At 56.7% G+C, this 17,030-nt stretch carries 15 protein-coding genes and 1 pseudogene; 4 read left to right on the top strand and 12 right to left on the bottom strand.

The annotated features are described in order from the left end of the window. Positions 1 to 4: 4 nt before the first annotated feature. The 5 genes from FMN63_RS00250 to FMN63_RS00230 all read right to left on the bottom strand — a co-directional run bounded on the left by FMN63_RS00250 (position 5) and on the right by FMN63_RS00230 (position 5,357). Complete coding sequence (locus tag FMN63_RS00250; RefSeq protein WP_148581945.1) at positions 5 to 862, bottom strand: carbohydrate ABC transporter permease; 858 nt, start codon at positions 860 to 862, stop codon at positions 5 to 7. 2 nt (positions 863 to 864) lie between these two features. Continuing rightward, a complete protein-coding gene (locus FMN63_RS00245) occupies positions 865 to 1,788 on the bottom strand; it encodes a carbohydrate ABC transporter permease (protein WP_148581944.1) in 924 nt (307 codons plus the stop codon). Between the two features lie 98 nt (positions 1,789 to 1,886). Then, positions 1,887 to 3,326, bottom strand: coding sequence for an extracellular solute-binding protein (locus tag FMN63_RS00240; RefSeq protein ID WP_148581943.1), 1,440 nt, complete (start codon positions 3,324 to 3,326; stop codon positions 1,887 to 1,889). A gap of 45 nt (positions 3,327 to 3,371) precedes the next feature. Further along, the gene (locus FMN63_RS00235) at positions 3,372 to 4,355 is read right to left on the bottom strand and encodes a sugar-binding transcriptional regulator (protein WP_148581942.1); all 984 of its coding nucleotides are present in this window, start codon (positions 4,353 to 4,355) and stop codon (positions 3,372 to 3,374) included. 624 nt (positions 4,356 to 4,979) lie between these two features. Further along, the gene (locus FMN63_RS00230; RefSeq protein WP_006939231.1) at positions 4,980 to 5,357 is read right to left on the bottom strand and encodes a MerR family transcriptional regulator; all 378 of its coding nucleotides are present in this window, start codon (positions 5,355 to 5,357) and stop codon (positions 4,980 to 4,982) included. 86 nt (positions 5,358 to 5,443) lie between these two features. Here FMN63_RS00230 and FMN63_RS00225 point away from each other — a divergent pair, with 86 nt between their 5' ends. Further along, positions 5,444 to 6,232 carry an alpha/beta fold hydrolase gene (locus FMN63_RS00225; RefSeq protein ID WP_148581941.1) on the top strand — a complete coding sequence of 263 codons (789 nt, stop codon included), beginning with the start codon at positions 5,444 to 5,446 and terminating at the stop codon, positions 6,230 to 6,232. A gap of 321 nt (positions 6,233 to 6,553) precedes the next feature. On the opposite strand, the gene FMN63_RS00220 is transcribed toward FMN63_RS00225, so the two are convergent. Then, entirely contained in the window at positions 6,554 to 7,030 is a 477-nt protein-coding gene (locus FMN63_RS00220; protein WP_148581940.1) for a hypothetical protein, read from the bottom strand. A 161-nt stretch (positions 7,031 to 7,191) separates the two neighbouring features. Here FMN63_RS00220 and FMN63_RS00215 point away from each other — a divergent pair, with 161 nt between their 5' ends. Continuing rightward, positions 7,192 to 7,428 (top strand): hypothetical protein, encoded by a 237-nt coding sequence (locus tag FMN63_RS00215; RefSeq protein ID WP_148581939.1) that lies wholly within the window; start codon positions 7,192 to 7,194, stop codon positions 7,426 to 7,428. Positions 7,429 to 7,521: 93 nt separating this feature from the next. Here FMN63_RS00215 and FMN63_RS00210 read toward each other — a convergent pair whose 3' ends face one another. Further along, a complete protein-coding gene (locus FMN63_RS00210) occupies positions 7,522 to 7,962 on the bottom strand; it encodes an MBL fold metallo-hydrolase (RefSeq protein ID WP_162529952.1) in 441 nt (146 codons plus the stop codon). 231 nt (positions 7,963 to 8,193) lie between these two features. Between FMN63_RS00210 and FMN63_RS00205 the strand changes: the two genes are divergently transcribed. Together FMN63_RS00205 and FMN63_RS00200 are read left to right on the top strand one after the other, a co-directional pair. Beyond that, complete coding sequence (locus FMN63_RS00205; protein ID WP_148581937.1) at positions 8,194 to 8,589, top strand: DUF6795 domain-containing protein; 396 nt, start codon at positions 8,194 to 8,196, stop codon at positions 8,587 to 8,589. Then, positions 8,561 to 9,775, top strand: coding sequence for a lipase family protein (locus FMN63_RS00200; protein ID WP_148581936.1), 1,215 nt, complete (start codon positions 8,561 to 8,563; stop codon positions 9,773 to 9,775). Before FMN63_RS00205 ends, FMN63_RS00200 begins: the two co-directional genes overlap by 29 nt. A 116-nt stretch (positions 9,776 to 9,891) precedes the next feature. Here FMN63_RS00200 and FMN63_RS29775 read toward each other — a convergent pair. The 5 genes and pseudogenes from FMN63_RS29775 to FMN63_RS00165 form a co-directional block, all read right to left on the bottom strand. Beyond that, positions 9,892 to 10,608: pseudogene (locus FMN63_RS29775) on the bottom strand (integrase core domain-containing protein); the annotation flags it as partial. A 140-nt stretch (positions 10,609 to 10,748) separates the two neighbouring features. Further along, the gene (gene repC / locus FMN63_RS00180; protein WP_148581932.1) at positions 10,749 to 12,008 is read right to left on the bottom strand and encodes a plasmid replication protein RepC; all 1,260 of its coding nucleotides are present in this window, start codon (positions 12,006 to 12,008) and stop codon (positions 10,749 to 10,751) included. Positions 12,009 to 12,291: 283 nt separating this feature from the next. Further along, positions 12,292 to 13,278 (bottom strand): plasmid partitioning protein RepB, encoded by a 987-nt coding sequence (gene repB, locus FMN63_RS00175; RefSeq protein ID WP_148581931.1) that lies wholly within the window; start codon positions 13,276 to 13,278, stop codon positions 12,292 to 12,294. Next, complete coding sequence (gene repA, locus FMN63_RS00170) at positions 13,275 to 14,501, bottom strand: plasmid partitioning protein RepA (protein WP_148581930.1); 1,227 nt, start codon at positions 14,499 to 14,501, stop codon at positions 13,275 to 13,277. Before repA ends, repB begins: the two co-directional genes overlap by 4 nt. Positions 14,502 to 16,749: 2,248 nt before the next feature. Further along, a partial coding sequence (locus FMN63_RS00165; RefSeq protein ID WP_148581929.1) for a DUF932 domain-containing protein occupies positions 16,750 to 17,030 on the bottom strand: 281 nt, incomplete at its 5' end.

Genomic DNA, 17,030 nt, shown 5'->3' with positions numbered 1-17,030 from the left:
GAGTTCATCCTTTCACCGCGCCGAGCGAAAGGCCTTCCACCAGATAGCGTTGCGCCCACAGGGCAAGGAGCAGGGTCGGTGCGATCGACATCACGATCGCGGCGGCGATCTGGCCGTATTGAATGCCGGAGGCCGTGACGAAAGCGAGGGCGCCGACCGTCACCGGCTGTTTGTCGGCGGACGCCAGAACCAGTGCGAAGACGAAATTGTTCCAGGCGAAAATAAACGCCAGGAGGCCGGCTGCCGCGATGCCCGGACCGGCCAGCGGCAGGGCGATCTTCCTGAAAGTCGCGAACCAGCCGTGCCCGGCGATGCGGTAGGCATGTTCGATGTCCGGGGAAATATCCTCGAAATAGCCGCGCACGATCCACAGAATCAGCGGCAGGCAGATCAACTGGTAGACCCAGACCAGCCCGAGATAGGTGTTCGCCAGTCCGAGCGCCTGGAAATAGAGCGTCAACGGCAACAGCACCAGCAGGGGCGGGGCGAAGCGGAACGACAGCAGCGTGAACGCGATGTCCTCCGAGCCGCGGAACTTGTGCCGGGCAAAGGCATAGGCTGCCGGAACCCCCAGGAGCAGCGCCAGCGCCACGGAAAACACCGACAGCAGAATCGAGTTCAGCAGGTTGTTCATGAAGTGGATGCTCATGGTGCCCGCGTTGGAATCGAGTTCACCGGAAATGATCGCCGCATAGTTCTTGAGGGTCGGCACGAAGGACATGCTGGGCGGTGAGCGTAAAATGGTCTCGTTGGTCTGCAGCGACATGAGCACGATCCAGAAAATCGGGAACATGAAGAAAACCACGATGGCGGTGAGGGCGATGGCGCGCAGAATGCGCTCTAATGCGGATCGGTGATCCATGGTTATGCCCCTCCTTTGGCGCGTTCGCGCAGGCGCAGCCAGTTTTTCACAAAGACGTTGGACAGCGCGTAGGTGATGGCCCAGAGGATCATGAGCAATGCCGCCGATCTTCCCACGTTGGTGGACTGGAAGAAGTTCAGATAGGCCTCGACCTGGAACACCATCAGACGGTTTCCGGGGCCGCCCTGGGTCATGGCGTAGATGATGTCGAACTGCTGGATGGAATCGAGCAGGCGGAAAAGGGCCGCCGTCAGAATGTAGGGCGACAGCATCGGCAGCGTGATCCGCCAGAATTGCTCGAACCGGGGCACGCCATCGAGCGCGGCCGCCTCGAACGGTTGGGTCGGCAGGGACCGCAGACCCGCCAGCAGCAGGATCATGATGAACGGCGTGTAGACCCACACATCCACGAGGATGACGGTCAGAAGCGCGGTGTTCGGCGACGACGCCCAGCGGAAATCGTGGAATCCGAGCAGCTGCATGAAATAGCTCAGGATGCCGAAATTCGGATTGGTCATCAGCTTGAACATGAGTGCTGCCAGCGCGGGCGCGGTCATCAGGGGCATCAGGAGCATGATCGACACGAAGTTGTTCACCCGGCTGCGCCGTTGAAGCAGCAGCGCTATGGCGAGCCCCAGGACGAGCTCGATGCCGACCGTCAGTCCCGCGTAAACCAGCGACACCTTCAAGGTGTTCCAGAAGCCGGGATCGGTGAAGAAATTCAGATAGTTCTCGCCCCAGTTCATGCCTCGGTTCCAGGGCTGGGACATGCGGTAACGCTGAAGCGAGTAATAGATGGCCGTCACGAACGGGATCAGGATCCCGATGCAGACCAGAAGCGCCGGCAGGCTGAGCAGGTAGGGCAGCAGCGTCCTGGACAGGCGGCTGGAGCGCCGCAAGACGGGCATGTCGGCTTGAACGGACATAAGACCTCCATGGCGCGCGGCGCTTCTGCCGCTGCCGGTTCGCTGGAAGGGTGTGCAGGGCAGACTGCCCTGCACATGTCAGTTGACGTTGATGTTGATCAGCGCAGGCCGGCTTCGGAAAGCTGACCGTTCATGCTGTCGGCGAGCTGATCCAGACCTTCATCGACCGGGATTTCCTTGGCGACCATACGCTGCAGCATAGCGGCCCATTCCGTGGTCAGATCGAAGAACAGCGGCTGAGGCGTGAACTTGATCGAAGCGCCGGGCGCGGACGTCTTGTACATGTCGACGTAGCCCGGATAGCTCTTGTTGAGCTTCTCCTGGAACATCTCGTCTTGCCAGACCGTGTTGCGGACCGGATCCACGAAGTCCATCTTCCGCGCGCCGAAGAGGGCGTGCTCGGGTCCGGAGGCCCACTGCATGAAATACCAGGTGGCATCCAGGTCCTTGGAGAACTTGGACATGGCCAGTGACCAGATCCAGATGTTCGGCGTCGGACCCTTGGCATCCGGGTTGGCCGCGAACGGCGCGTAGGCCAACTGGCCGGCCATGGCGTTGTCGCCGCCGTTCATGAAGTAGCCGAGAATGTCGGCGTCGAAGATCATGCCCGACTTGCCGGCCCCAAGATCCGTGCCGACCTGGTACCAGGTATGGGTCGACCAGTCGCTTGCGCCGCTTTCCTGGATCATCTTGACCCACTTGGCGTGGAAGGCCTTCGACCCGTCGGTGTTCATGGCGGCGGAAAGCTTGCCGTTGTCGTTGGTCAGATCCATTTCGCCGAAGTTGGCGTAGGCCGACAGGAAGCCGGGGTGGATGGTTGCCCAGGAGCGCGACCCGCGCACGCCGATGCCGTAGATGCCGTCGTTTCCGGCCTGAACCTTGGCGGCGGCCTCGATGAGCTCGTCCATATTGGTCGGGACGGCAACGCCCGCCTTGTCGAACATCGCCTTGTTGTAGGTGAGGTTGTTCTGCTCGTAGCCCCAGGGGATGCACCATTGCTTTGCATCGTCCGAGCCGAGCTTGCCGCCCGGGATGCCGTTCCAGGCGCAGGACTTGCGCACGCCTTCCAGCATGTCGGACCAATTGTAATGCGGATTGGTCTTTTCCGGGTCGTTCAGCCACTCATTGTGATCGACGATCCAGCCGGCCGGTCCGTAGGTCCAGGTCATGTAGGCGCCGGTCATGAAGGCGTCGTATTCCGTGGATCCGGAGGACAGGGCCGCCGTGACCTTGTCGAAATAGACGTCTTCCGGGAAGACGTCGTAGGAGACGTCCATGCCGGTCAGTTGCTTGAACGTGTCCAGATTGGCGATCATGGCATCCGTGTAGGGATGCTTGTTCAAAAGCAGCTTGATGCTTTTGCCGGAATGTTTCTTCCAGTCGAAATCCGCCGCCAGAGCGCGGGTCGCCATCATGTTGTGCAATGTTCCGGCCGAGGCCGCCGTGAGCCCCAGAGCCCCAAGCCGCCGGATCAGGCTGCGTCTGCTCATTCCACCGTCCAGAAACGTGGAAATCAGATCCTTTTCCTTTTCGTACATGGTCTTTCCTCCCAAAAAGCCCTGACTTGAAAGTGCTCCCGGCGTCTATGCCGGAGGCCGCTCGACGATAGCCCGGGCCGTGGCTTCGTCTGTGATCAATCCGGTGAGCAAGCCGCTGGCGAGTGCCGCGCGGATCGCTGGAATCTTGGTCTTTCCGCCTGCGATGGCGACCACCTCCCGCCCTCTCAGGGTTTCAAGGGGCGGTGCCATGACGCGGTCGTCATAGGGGCTGGTCAGGATGCCGCCATCCTCGCTCAAAAACTGTCCGAGCATTTCCGCAACCGCGCCGGCCTTGCGCAGATCCATCGCCGCCGAAGCGCCATCGAGCATGGAACAGCTGATGCCGCCTTCGTCGCTGCCGACATCGCCGATACCCACGACAACCAGCGTGGCCTCTTCGATCAGCTCCATGGTTTCGACGATGCCGAACTGCTTCAGCATCACCTGCTTGTCTCCGGCGGAGTTCGCATAAAGCGGTGCCGGCATGAGGAACGAGGCGGCGTTGGTCTTCTGTGCCAGCCGATGGATGACGTCGTAGGGATTGGCGGCAAAGGACCGGGTCAGACCGCCGAGGACGGACACGAAGCGCACATCCGGCGTGGTCTGCCGGCCCATGGCGTTCACCGATGCGGCGAGTGTCCGGCCGTTTCCGACCCCGATCACCTGATGTTTGCGCCCGGCGGCTGCCTGCATGAAGAAGTTCGCGCCGACGGCCGACAGCGTCTTCAGCGGTATCGGATTGTTGTCCGGAATGTCCATGCCGATCCGACAGAGATCAAGGCTGTAGCGGTTCATCAGCTCGGTTTCGAGCTGAACGCAATCGGTGGCTTCCACGTCGACGAAGATGCGCACCAGACCCTCGTTCTGGGCTCGGGCGATATAGCGGTGGGCGCGGGTGTTGGGAACATTAAGGCGCTTGGCGACTTCGGCCTGGGTCATGCCACCGACGTAGTGCAGCCACGCGGCGCGTGCCGCAAGATCGGCGTCCCCATCGCTTTTCGTTGGTGTCAGGCCCTGTCCGTCGTTCATCTCGCTACCCATCCGACTTCAGATGAAATAATTTTCATTTTTGGAATTTATTTCGTCAAAGGGAAACACAGACATTCGTCGCCTGCAAGGAGAATTTGACTCAAGGCTCGACCTGGCAAATTTGTCACGGAACTTTAATAATTATAAATCAAGGACTTAATATCCATATCGCGCTTGGAGTCGAACGTTGAAAGATGCGCTCGGGAGAGATGACGGCGCATCGGACATCCCGTAGAGATGGTTATTTTCCTTTTTGGCATGCAGATGAAAACGTGGGCTTTCGAGCGCAGAGGGAGCGATACACCACCGCCCGTTCTGATCGTTCGAGCCGTTTGCGACGAACGACAGCTTTTGGGCGTCGCTTGCTACCAGTCTAACGTCCTACTTGGGGGCGCGAAGTCGCCATTGAATTAGGAGGTGTTGAATGACAGCTCCGGGCCGAAAGCGTCGACCAGACACCTGCCAAGATCGGCATCGTCGTGCTGCGCCGCCGCAGGTCGGCTCCGAGCCCTCTTTGATTAATGCTGCGCAAGGCAAGAAGGGCGGCTCTGACAGCGCTTCTTGCCATTCATAGCCACTGTTCAGCGAGGCTGTCTTGAAAAAAATGGCTGCGGTGCAAATGCCTTAGTCCTGAGGCATGGCGGCGGGGGCATCCACCGGCAGATCAGCTAAATAGCCGACAATCTGGGACCGGGACCGCTCCATATCCGCCAGCCTCTGGTCGAGTTTCGCCACTTCACCTTCAAGCCGGGCGCGCAAGCGGTCACAGGGGTGGAACGTCGGTTTCGGGCTGATGATGCAGGGCAAAAGGTCGTGCATAGCCTCGACCGTCAGGCCGGCATCCGCCAACTGTTTTATGCGCTTCGCCTCTTGGAGGTCGGTTTCAGAATAGTCGCGATAGCCGCTGCCGGTTCGGTGCGGCTGGAGCAAGCCTTCGGCCTCGTAGTAGCGCAACATCCGGACGGTGATACCACTGCGCTGAGAAATTTCTCCGATCTGCATTGATATATCTCCATTTTCCATTTGACGCTGACAGCGCTGTCAGGGTGCATGACGAAAGCCGACACATCAAGTCGGAGAACAGATTCATGTCGAAAATCGAATATTTGCAGCATGACGGTGCCCGCGTTGGTTATCGTGACGACGGTGAGGGGCGGCCTCTGGTGCTGGTGCATGGGACAGGAGGGGACGGTGAGGCGAACTTTTCCGGCTTAATGCCCTACCTTTCTGCCCGAAGGGTAATCCGACCAGATTACGCAGGGGCCGTGCTGACCGATGATCCCGCCACGGCCCTGACACTGGACCGGCTGGCCGGACAAGTGCTGGCTGCGGTGGACCATGCCGGCGTCGAAAGCTTCGATCTGTTGGGCTTCTCCCTCGGTGCTGCTGTCGCAACTCGGCTTGCGGCACGCCAGCCAGCCAGGATCGAACGGCTCATACTAGTCGGTGGCTTTGTCTCTGGAGCTGATCCTCGGTCGCAGTTGCAGTTTCTGCACTGGGCGGATCTTGCACGGCGGGATCCGGCATCGCTCGCACGGCTAATGCTGTTGACTGGCTTCAGCCGCGCCTTCCTCGCCGGAGTAGACGATATGGAGTCGGTCGTTGCCGAAATGGTGGCGAGCAGCAACTGGCAAGGTATCGCGCGGCAGGCAGAACTCGATCTCCAAGTCGATGTCTCAAGCGATCTGGCAGATATTCGCGCTCATACGTTGGTACTTGGCAATCAGCAGGATCAGATGGTTGACCCCAAAGCCTCGATCGCTCTGGCGGATGGCATCGGCCGCACCACGCTCGACTGGATTGACGGGCCACACCTGGCTTTGATGGAAACACCGAAGCTGATTGTAGAGTTGCTAACGCGGTTTTTTCACGACTGACGCCACGCACAAGGTGGCAACTGGGTTTCCTTTAGCACGGAATAACCACCGGGGCGCCACTTCTCACAAGTAGAAACGCGATCCAAGGCCGTCCTTCGCACCTCAACAGCGAAGGGCGACTTCGTCCCGCGCTGCCGACCTTGCCGAATTACCTGGTTGAGCAGTTGCAGCGAATGTCTCCTGCGACTGGCCGCACCGCAGCGAAGTGGAACCAGGTGAACGGCAGCTCAGGGCCGTTTGTGTCGATCAGGCACCAGCCAAGGTTAGGATTGGGCGTCGATGGCTTTCCTCGCGCATCTCAGGATGCTTCTTTCGCCAATCTTAAAATCTAGTCCCTCCACTCCAGGGTGAAAAGATCGCACCTACCGCGTAACCACACCGCTTATGCTCAGTCAAAAAGCGATCGTAAAATGCAGTGATCATATAGTCGGGCGGCCCAAGCCCGCTCAAACGAACGGCATACTCCGCGAGGTAATTTGCTGCTCGCCCGCATGACTCATATTTACCCAGGTTGCGATCCGTAACGTGTCCGGTTTCAGAAATGACCACGAGGTCACGCGCGCGTTGTTCCTGAAACTGGGCGCTCGCTCCTAACAAGGCCGCCGCAGACTGCAGAAGCTGTTGCGGATCCTTTTCAGTGACTACGCCCACCCTGATCTCCAGTCCGTCTCGGGCAATGTTCAGCACGTGCTCGTAGAGGCCGAGAGCGGAGGCCCGCGCTTCGCTTTCCGTCATAGGCTCGGTGGCGTGAGCAACTGTGGGGAAAAGGAAAAGGAGGGAAACAAGTATCGATTTCATCATCATTGCCTATCAAGTGAAGCGACGGCATAATGCAACCGTGGTGGCGCAAAGTCGATGGTCCCGGTCAAAAACGACCGCGAGGGGGCACGTCCTCCCACCAGTTAGTATCCCTTCCTGATCCATTTCAATGCGCGGCGTTCATCGATCTGGTAGATCGAATGCAGTCGAAGAAAGCCGTCTACCAAGCGCTTGATCACAAGCTTCCACCATTCTGGTCTGAATTGGGCGTAGACCGTCCGCTGGTTTACCGACCGGCCTTCGTCGACCAGCGCGCCGACGTCTATCATGTCCTAGACGTCCGCATTGCCGGCGTCTGGTTGCTAACCGTCTTCGCCTATGCAACGGATGGCCGGTTCGGCGGGTTGCGCAGCGGCATTATTACGGCAGGTGAATGACCGCTCAGGGCCGAAAGCGACGCCAGCCAAGTCGATTGGCTACGGCAGGCCAGCAGCGCTGCCGCATAACGGTTTCTTGCCCAAGCTTCCTTATCAAGTGCTACTCGATTCGATCGTTAGGCCATCGTAGGCCGGCGCGACATGAGCGTATCCGCGATCCACAAACCAGGACTTCAAAACCAAATAGTCCATTTTCTCATCCATGTGGGTGAGAAAAACCTGCCTCGGCTTGAGCTGATCGACAAGCTTCAGGACGGTTTCGGGATCGCCATGCGACTCCGATGGTTCCCAATAGTCGCAATCCAGAATCCAGGTGTCGATATCCGCCAAACAATCCCAGCTCTGAACCGGAAAAGACTTCACGTCCGGGCTACGGCTCTTGAACTGGCTCGCAGAGTAAGCAAGAGAGACCCTCTGCGGGCAGTTGTCATTGACATTGCATTCAAGGACCGCGCCTTGGACAAGACGACCAATAATCCGCGAGTTGAAGTTTGGCTTACCGTCTTCTTTGGTGGGCTCCGACGTCCAGAGCACGGGTAAATTACCGTGGTACCTGGTTGATGTAGACTGCATTTGGGATGCCGACAAGATTGTCTTTTCGAGTGCAAGTATGGTTTAGTCTGACGATAGATTTACACTCGAAGTGACTTGTCTTCGGATTTTTAAGATTGAGTACTTGACCCGATGGCCCGATCGTCGGCTTCTCGATACAGACTGGTACTGTTGGTGGCCGCAGTCATTTCGGTCGTTTTAGGAACGAATGCCATGGCTCTGTTTGGAACAAATGTTATCTTTTCGGAAGTGTCCGGAACAGTAATTTTAAACGGCAAGCCAGTCGAAGGTGCCAAGGTTCTTCAGATCACCTTGTGGTCAAAGCCTGGCGAGGTTCCAGAAAAAGCCGTTTTAACAGACAAGAACGGTCAGTTTTCTTTTCCTGAGATCAATCGCCCCGCCGGTTTCTCCAACTTCCTCCCTGGGGAAATCACCATCGTCCAGAAAATCAATATCGAATTTGATGGCAAGGAATACCGCGGTTGGCTCAACACCAAGACGAATTACGAACGAGAAGGCGAGCGCAATCGCCCACTCCGTTTCATTTGCGACTTAGACCACACGCCTAGCAATACCGGCGATGATTTTGGAGTTTGCCGGCTCGCTTAGCGTCGAAGAGTGGAGAACGCTGTTGTCTCTTGCCCTGTCCCCCGCACAAACGGTCCAGTTGGCGCAAAGCGCCTATGCGATGCGGCTAGATACGGATCTTTTAACGGCAGCCCAAGCCGCCGGACCTGGAGGCGAGCAGTTTGACATTGCCTCCGGAACACGTTTCACCGGCGTCTCCGGCCTTAACATACCCGGTGGCTCGAGCAGGACGGGCTTCGGCTTCGTTGCTCACGGCAAAGCTGGAACACCTAGACACGGAGAGACACTCATTTGCGTGCGTGGCACGGAAATAACTTCCGGTCACGACCTCATGACCGATGCGCACATGAGTGCCGCGCGCAGTCCACTTGGGCTCCCCGTCCATGAAGGCTTCAGAAATGTCGCGGCAAGCATTCTCGGGCAGGTACAAACCGCACTGCGCGGAAGAAATCCAGGAACACTCCATATCATTGGTCACAGCTTAGGTGGCGCAGCTGCCACAATCCTGGCGGAAGCGCTGATCGGAACCTCGAGCATCAAACTATACACCTACGGTGCGCCAAGGGCCGGATTGGATAGCCACGCACAGGTCGTCACAGCCGGCCTTGGAGCGCGCAATGTTTTTCGTGTCTATCACGATACAGATGTTGTGCCGATGCTGCCGATTTTTCCGTTTTGTCACATACCCGTTGGAGAGGTGGCTTATTTGCTGCGCGGGCCTGGCACGTTGGTAAGCATAGATGCTCATTTCCTGGTTTCGTACCGCAAATCTGTCGGCCTGAGTGATTGGTCGGGTCTGCCGGTGATTGCTCATCGCCGTTTCTCACTGGATACGGTCGACGATTTGCTTTCCCAAGCTCAATCGGCGGCCGTCGGGCCCGCCATGCACTCGATTGTCGTCTTGAGACTAATCGAAAAAATCCTTGGAATGTTGCTTGATGCCGCCGGGGTGGTCGTCGGCCTTGCCTTTTTCGGTGCCGCGACCGTTCTTGATAAAATGGCTGCTGCACTGACCAACATGGCAGCCTCTTCGCTCGCCGCGGCCGAGCGGGTTGTGGAGTTCGTGAATGTCGTTATGCGATTCCTTGGCAAGCAGCTACTCGAGAAAGGTGCAAAACTCACCGTGACCTTTTTGCGCTGGTTGTTATCGATGCTTGTTTCCGTAATCGGTGGCTTCGCGATGCGGGCAATAGCTAGGCTACGCTAAAACCGAGGAACCTTGACGTAGTATGAGCCACTCCCCGACCGTTGGACAGGATCTGGCGTAAATTAAGCTACTCGCTGCACCTGCTGATCGGATTGGTTGATATCATTTCTCTGGCAATAGACCAGCGCCGGTGGCTTGCCGCCAAGGGCTGAATGAGGGCGCTGTTGGTTGTAGAAGGTCATCTCCATTGCCGGATGGCCGCTTTTGTCTCTGAACCGGTTTCCCAGGCATACAGGTAGACGCACTCGTATTTCAGGGTGCGCCACAGCCTCTCGATGAAGATGTTGTCAAGGAAGCGTCCTCCAGCGTGTTCGAGATCCGCCAAGACAAAACCTTACGGGTGTACCAGTCCATGATCGCCACCAGATAGAGGAACCCTCGGCGCATAGGCAGATAGGTGATGTCCGAACACCAGACCTGGTTCGGGCGATCCACCCGCAGACGTCTCAGCAGGTAGGGATAGGTCTTGTGCCCCTTCACCGGTCTGCTCGTGTTGGGCTTCTGGTAAATTGGCATCAGCCGGCGTATCCGCTTTTCGTTCACGAGGTGCCCGTCATTCCGCAAGTGCCAGGTCATCTGCTGGACACCAAAGAACGGCGTCTCCAGGAACTGCTCGGTCTCACCTTTCGGCTCGTAGCAAAAAGACGAGCGTGCGATCGATAACAGCTTGCACTGCTGACCAATGGACAACTGTGGGTGGTTCGGCTCGATCATGCCGCGCCTCACTTCCCGCCCCAAAGCTTCAGCTTTCGTTCCAAAAAAGAGTTAGCCACCGCCAATTCCCCGATCTTGGCGTGGAGCTCCTTCACCTGCTCCTCATCAATCTCGGGCTTCTTGCGGCCCCCGCACTCGAACACGCCGGATGCGCCTTCGAGCAAAGCCCGCTTCCATTGATGGATCATCGTCGGAAGGCCGCGCTACTCCGGCAAGCAAGCTGCGTTCGGTAACGCACTTGACCCCAAAGCCGCGCACCTCACGACACCAGCCCATGCAGGGATTTGTGGAGGTGCAATTTGCCCTCCCCTGCCCTGTCGATCATGGCGCGGAAGTATCCGCCTGGGGATGCGATTTGTTCGGGATCGCGCAAGGCTTTTTCAGCAACGACGACAAGGCAAGCAGCAGCCAGGAATTTTCCCTGTCGTTCGACGGCATTTTGATAGCCGGCCGGGCTTAGGCCGATCAAAATCCGCAAGTGATCCGCGGCCTGACACAGCCGTGACCAGTCGGAGAACGAAAGCCCGATTTCACTTTGCACCTGGGTACAGGCTGCCCGAATGAGACCGATGGAAACTCCATCGAGGTTCGTTTCCGGTAATTTGCCTCCCGCCGACCTTGCCGCTTGCGGTTTAGGCGGTTGCAGGTCTGTGCGCCCGCCGCAAGGCTCTCTTTCAAGAGCCATTTCAACGGCGAAGCCGTTGTCAGGGGTTAGGTTAGTGTCTTGCTCGTTAGAGCAAGTCCGTTCGTTATTACTTCTTAGAGAGTCGGTTTGGGTTGTAATAGATAAAGGGCTGACATCAATGTCACCCGCGCATGACATTTTATCATTAGATTTATCGGAGTTGGCTTCATGGAGAGCCAGAGCTTCTTCATAAAGGCTCCGCAACATCTCGGCCCGTTCTGCCAAGGTCAACTGATCGCGTTTGACGACACTCTGCGCGCTCGTGAAAAAGTCTTGAAACGCTGCCGGGGCCGCTTCCGCCATGTCGGCGATAGCGCGTGAAAGCCGCGTTACAGTGCGCTTTGCTTCCTGCTCGGCCTTGAGACGACGCTGAAAGGAATCTGCCTGTTGCTTGAAGGCCTCCAGATTGAAACACGCCGGGGTGAAGTCCAGGCCATAGGCTTGCTCGGCCTCCCCTGCCCGGCCGCGATATACGAAACGCCGCCCTGTGGGGCTGTCACGATAAGCCAGGATGCCCGCCTCAACGAGTTTCTTCAGGCAACGTGTGACTGTGCGCGTGGTCTTGCGAGTGTAGTCTGCAAGACGCTGGTTGGAGATTGCCACGACGGGACGCCGACCGGCCTTGAAGTCGTCGCCCTGGACGAGCCCCAAAAGGATATCGAGCACGTGGTAGGCTGTTCCGTCGATGCCAAGTGCCGGCGCAACGCGCTTGAGAACCAGCGAAACATCCTTTTTCAAAACTGCAGGTCTATCGGATTGGGCAGCTAAGTGCGCGCTCGCAAGTATCCCATGCGTCACCTTTCTGAATGAAGAGACGTTCGAAACAGTAGGCATGTAAACCTCCGTTCGCCGGCACGATTTCGCATCCGGCGTCTATAAATTTGGGAGGTTCAGCTTTGGAAAATCGGCAGAAATCCACCGTTCACGCGAGAAGCCTCTTGCGTGGTGATTCGGGATGCACTACAACGGGATTGCTTAGGGTTCCCGTTGGGACTTTCCCATCTGAACCATGGAATTAGGGGCTATCTGGTTGCAGCCAGATGGTCCCTTTTCATTTTGTCTATGCTCTCTTGCATTCCCCTTTCTCTCAAAGCCAGGCCATCCAGAAGCCCGAAAACTAATTCTGATCACCATCTTGACGAAGGAAATCAGCATGCAACTCCGGGAGCTTCTCGTTGAGCCATCTCGCAAAACGAGCTTCAGCTTTTGGAAACGTCACCGTCGATGACGATGTCGTCTCCTTGAACTTACCCAAGCACTTGCCGGCAGACCTGATCTCGATTTGAGTAGATTTCGTCGAGTCTGGCTTTTGGCTTCCCTTTGCAGCTCGGGAAGCAAGCTTCATACGCTCCGCGCCATCCCCTTCCAGGAAGGTTCGATCCTTAACAATTTTGCGGATGCGGTCAGCTACCTTCTGATCACCGAACAGCTTTGAAAACTCGACCCATGCCGGTCGCCCTACTCCCTTTGCACGGCCTATTGCATGTACAATATCGTCCGGAATTGCATTGGCGACCCGAAGAAGGACCGAAATATTTGTCTCCTTTTGGCCTAGGATCGGTTCCATGTCGCGCTGCTTGATACCGGCGTTTTTCAACTGCACAGCCCAGAGCGCTTGCTCAATCCAGCTCAAATTCTCACGAACACCGTTTTCAAGAGACTGCTCCCTGATCAACTCGGCATCGGAGAGCTCGCGGACATAGGCGCGAACTCGGACAGTTTCTGGTCTATTTGCTTCCCTGTGCAATTCCTGGAGAGCCGCTGTCCTGCGATGGCCATAAGCCAACTGGTAACGGCCCTCTTCGTTGGGATGTGGGCGGACAAGAACGGGCAATTTCTGGCCTTCCCTTTCAATAGACACTTTCAATTCTTGCAGCGCTGCAGTTGCTTCCGCGTCTGTTTGAAACCGATCGCTGAATGGGGACGGGTCTATCTTGTCAGGGTTCAGCGAGAGCACCGTGTCACCTGACAGACTCGTAAGCGCCTTGCCGACGTTGCCAACTACAGGTGAGCCCATGCGGCGATGGCGTGGCGACTTTGGCACGACTTCGGCCGTGCTCGTCCCCTCACCTTCAGCCATCTGCTGGAGAATGGATTTCTTCATGCCTCTCGTCCCCAAACTCGCTTGATGATGTCGAGAATTTCGTCATTGACCCGGTCGGAGCTCTCGCGGGCACGCTTGTAGGCGTCCCTGCCCACTTCTCCAGTCTCCAACTCGTAGAGCGACTTCTTTGCTACGCCACCCGCAGCGATCGCAGTGGACTCCCAAGCCTCGGCAACCAGTACATCTTCTGCGAAGAGACGTCGGATAATCCCGCTCATGTATTTTTGCGGTCCGTCATTTGGGTTCACTCTGGTAAGCAGGAACCGTATCCATTCGTGATCGAACTTTGCCCCGAAAGCCTCCAACGTTTCGGCCAGCTCGGAAATCATAATCAGGAACTGATTGCACGACGCGACATCGAGCATCGCCGGATGGACTGTGATTACGAGTGCGGTCGCTGCATAGAGAGCGGCAAGTGTCGAGTATCCCAGCGATGGAGGCGTGTCCAAAACGACTACATCATAATTACTCTCGACAGAGGCAATCGCGTTTCGCAGGCGTTCGAAGAATAGTCCAAGCTCATCCCTGTGGTTGTTCGCAAGATAGGAAGGTGTATCAAATTCGAAATCCATCAGTTCCAGGTTTCCAGGAACGATGTGAATTCCGGGGAAGTAGGTCGCTTGGATAATCTCTGCGAACGCCTTGCGGTCGTCGTCATACCGAAGGGCAGCGTAGGCGGTCTCGTTCGAGTCGAGGTCGAATTCGGGCTGGATCCCAAATGTCGAGGTCATCGAAGCCTGTGGATCGAGATCGATGCACAGTACACGGTATCCCTGGATGGCGAGATAATGCGCTAGATGAACTGACGTCGTCGTCTTGCTGGACCCGCCCTTGAAATTCGCCGTCGCAATCACTTGAAGGCGCTCGCCTACCCGGCGGTGCGGCAGTAGGCGAAGTGCGTCTTCGGGCCGCTGTTCCGCTAGATACTCCCGCAGTTCCCAGACTTGTTCAATGCTGTAAATGCGCTTGTTGTTATCGGTTCTGGTTGGCTGCGGCCCTTTGCCTTCTAGAGTCAAAGACCGAAGAGTGCTTTCCGGAATCCCCAGCAGCTTCACCAGATCTAGGGTCGAAAATGTGCGCCCGAAGACTTTTTGCGACTCTGGTGGATACATCCGCGCACGCATGGAATTCAACTCTGCAGAGAGCTGGCGCGTATAATCCTCAATCTTCTTTGCCGTATCCGGCTTGGGAAGAATGTGTACTGGATTGTCGCTTACTGCCATTCGGCACTCCTGACGGCAAACACCTTGTTGGTGACCTAATTGCCGTCAGGAGTGAATGAAGTCGCCAAAAATTGCAAGGAATATTAGGTTAACGAGAGGTTAACGATGACCTTGTCAGAAGTGGAGCTCCGATAGCTCCACGATGCAATATTAGGTAGTCGTCCTGTCTGCGTAGCAACGTGGTGTAACCGGCGCAACTGAAATTCTTTCGATATTACAACTGATTGCCTGATACCTTCGTGTGTTGTTGTCGAACGGAATGCCAGATCGATATCTCTACCAAATTGCCGACAAGTCACTCGTTTGCTCGCGAAGGCCGCGTACGAATTCCACAGCTTGAGCTTACTAAGCTCTTATTTGCTCTCTGCGATTAGTGGCCAAGTTGATTCTTTGGCCGGTGTTCAATTGGATCCGGCAGTGAGTCGCCCTTGCTTGCCTACGGCAGTAACGTCGACATTTCCGATCATCAAACACGCTGCCGATGGCTTCCTGCGACTGCACACGCTCTATCACGTCGACGAGATGCGAGCGCCTAAATGGATAGAAAGAGAAAAAGGTGGCGGGTGGACGTGAGTCCTCGCGGCCGCATGACCAGGCACACGAAGCCGCCGCGGTCCTTGTGTACCCCCTTCCCCCGCAAATAGGTGCGAGGACGCTCATGCCTATTTAGCGCCGGTTAAAATTTTATTCTGGTGCAGCAGCTGATAGATGTCAGCCCGCTTGCGTGTGCGCGCCAGCCTACTTGGCGACATGACGGAGCAGACTGTCGTTTCTTCTGGCATTGCCCACGGTGCCGTGATCACCGAAATTACCACGGCCAGCACCGCCCCCCACCGGCACAGCCGTTGGCACGACTACCGCTCCGAAATGCATCAAGATCCTTCCGGTCGGCAAGGTAACAAGCCGCGACGGTTGCATTTGCATTTGCTACGCCGAGGCGTTTGCCCCCAGGTTCAACGCCGACGGCATCGACATTCTTGCCGACCACGACCACTACATCTCGAAAAACGACAGGCCGGCTGCCGTTGGCTGAATCAAGAGAATGGCTGCCAAGGAGGATGGGCTCTTTGGCCGGGTCGACTGGTGGAACGCTTGCAAGGACGTATTGACTGTCAGATGCCGACACTTCATTTCCCCGCCTTTCCAGATGACAAGCCACCTGGCTCCATTCCGCCGCTCGTGTGGTGGCCCCGGCACTCGCCATGGCGGCGCTTGCCTATGCTTCTCCCGAAACTAAAATAGGGGAAGACCCAATGAAGTCTTTTGGCGAGGCCCTTGGCCTGGGCACGGCTACCTGCCTTGCCGCCACCACGGCTTGTCTACTGGCAAGGTCGATAAATCCGTTCACGACGCATCACTGGCCATACTGACGACCGCCATCGAAAAGTTTGGGGGCCTGAAAGCGAATAGCCGTAAGAAGGATATTCACGAGCTGATTGAAGGCGCGCTCGCAGACAATATTTGCTACCCGTGGCAAGTAACAGGCGCTTCACCCTGTTTCTATGTTCTGTTCGCGAGCACGCACTCGCGCTTTTCTAAGCGGCCTGCGCCACCCAACATATCTGTTTTGACCCGCCTTTGTTGGTTCCTAATATCGCAATCCATCCACGAGCACCGCAGTATCGTAGCGTTTACTGTAAATATTGGGGACGGCTCCCAGGCAAATTCAACCTAGTGGGCCGTAGGCTTGTTGCGCTTGATCATGCACCTAAGGCGACTTATCAATTGATAAGCGCCCATCAAACAGCTGCGAAGCGCACTTTAAAATATAAAAGGCCGACATGCCGCGAGTGCTACTTTGAAGCCGCACCAAGATGCGGCACATGCGGTTTGCTGTTCGAGAGTTCGCCGGATTTGTGAGCCCCACCTTCTGCCAGCCGTGACCGGATTGCTCAAACACTTCGACTAATAGGTAAAAGACTGCATTTCGCAGTGCACTAATTGGGAAACGAGCTAGAGGCATTGTCTGCAAAAAGAAACTTATCAACTGATAAGCTTGATCAGCGCGACTGAATGAAAGTCAGTGTATCCAAAAGCTTCGCAGGTCCAATAGCACCAAGCTCAACTCGGCTATGTTTTCGCAGATTATAGGCACATGCTCATACGAAATTGAAACCGCTACTGTACGGGCGAAGCCCTCCCCAAGATCAGCCCGGCCCGTCAGGGCTGGTCCGGTCCGGCAGCGCCGATCCTCAATTTCGAAGTGTGCAGACTGGCGGCAGAGTTCCTGCCGCCAGTGCTTTGCGCGTTAGGCTGCGGCTCTCAAGCCTTTCAGTTCCGCCATCTTTTCAGAAAGCGTCCAAAGGGCCTTGTTCAGTTTTACGTCCTGATCGATGCCCTTGACCGCTCGGGAGGAGGAGCGGCGAAGGCGGCCATGTTCATCGCGGAAACGTGCCTCCAAGCCGCCCCGGATGGCGTTTTCCTGAACGACGTTAAAAGTTGTCCAGAGGTCGTTTTCCCGGTCGCCCGTGCGGCGGGTGTTCAAAAGCTGGCTCGGCTGAATGTGGGTCGTGGTTTCCCCTTCGCTGT

This window comes from Stappia sp. BW2, from assembly GCF_008107695.1.
In the GTDB taxonomy this organism is placed as follows: Bacteria; Pseudomonadota; Alphaproteobacteria; order Rhizobiales; family Stappiaceae; genus Roseibium.
This window is presented reverse-complemented; position numbering and strand designations above follow the sequence as displayed.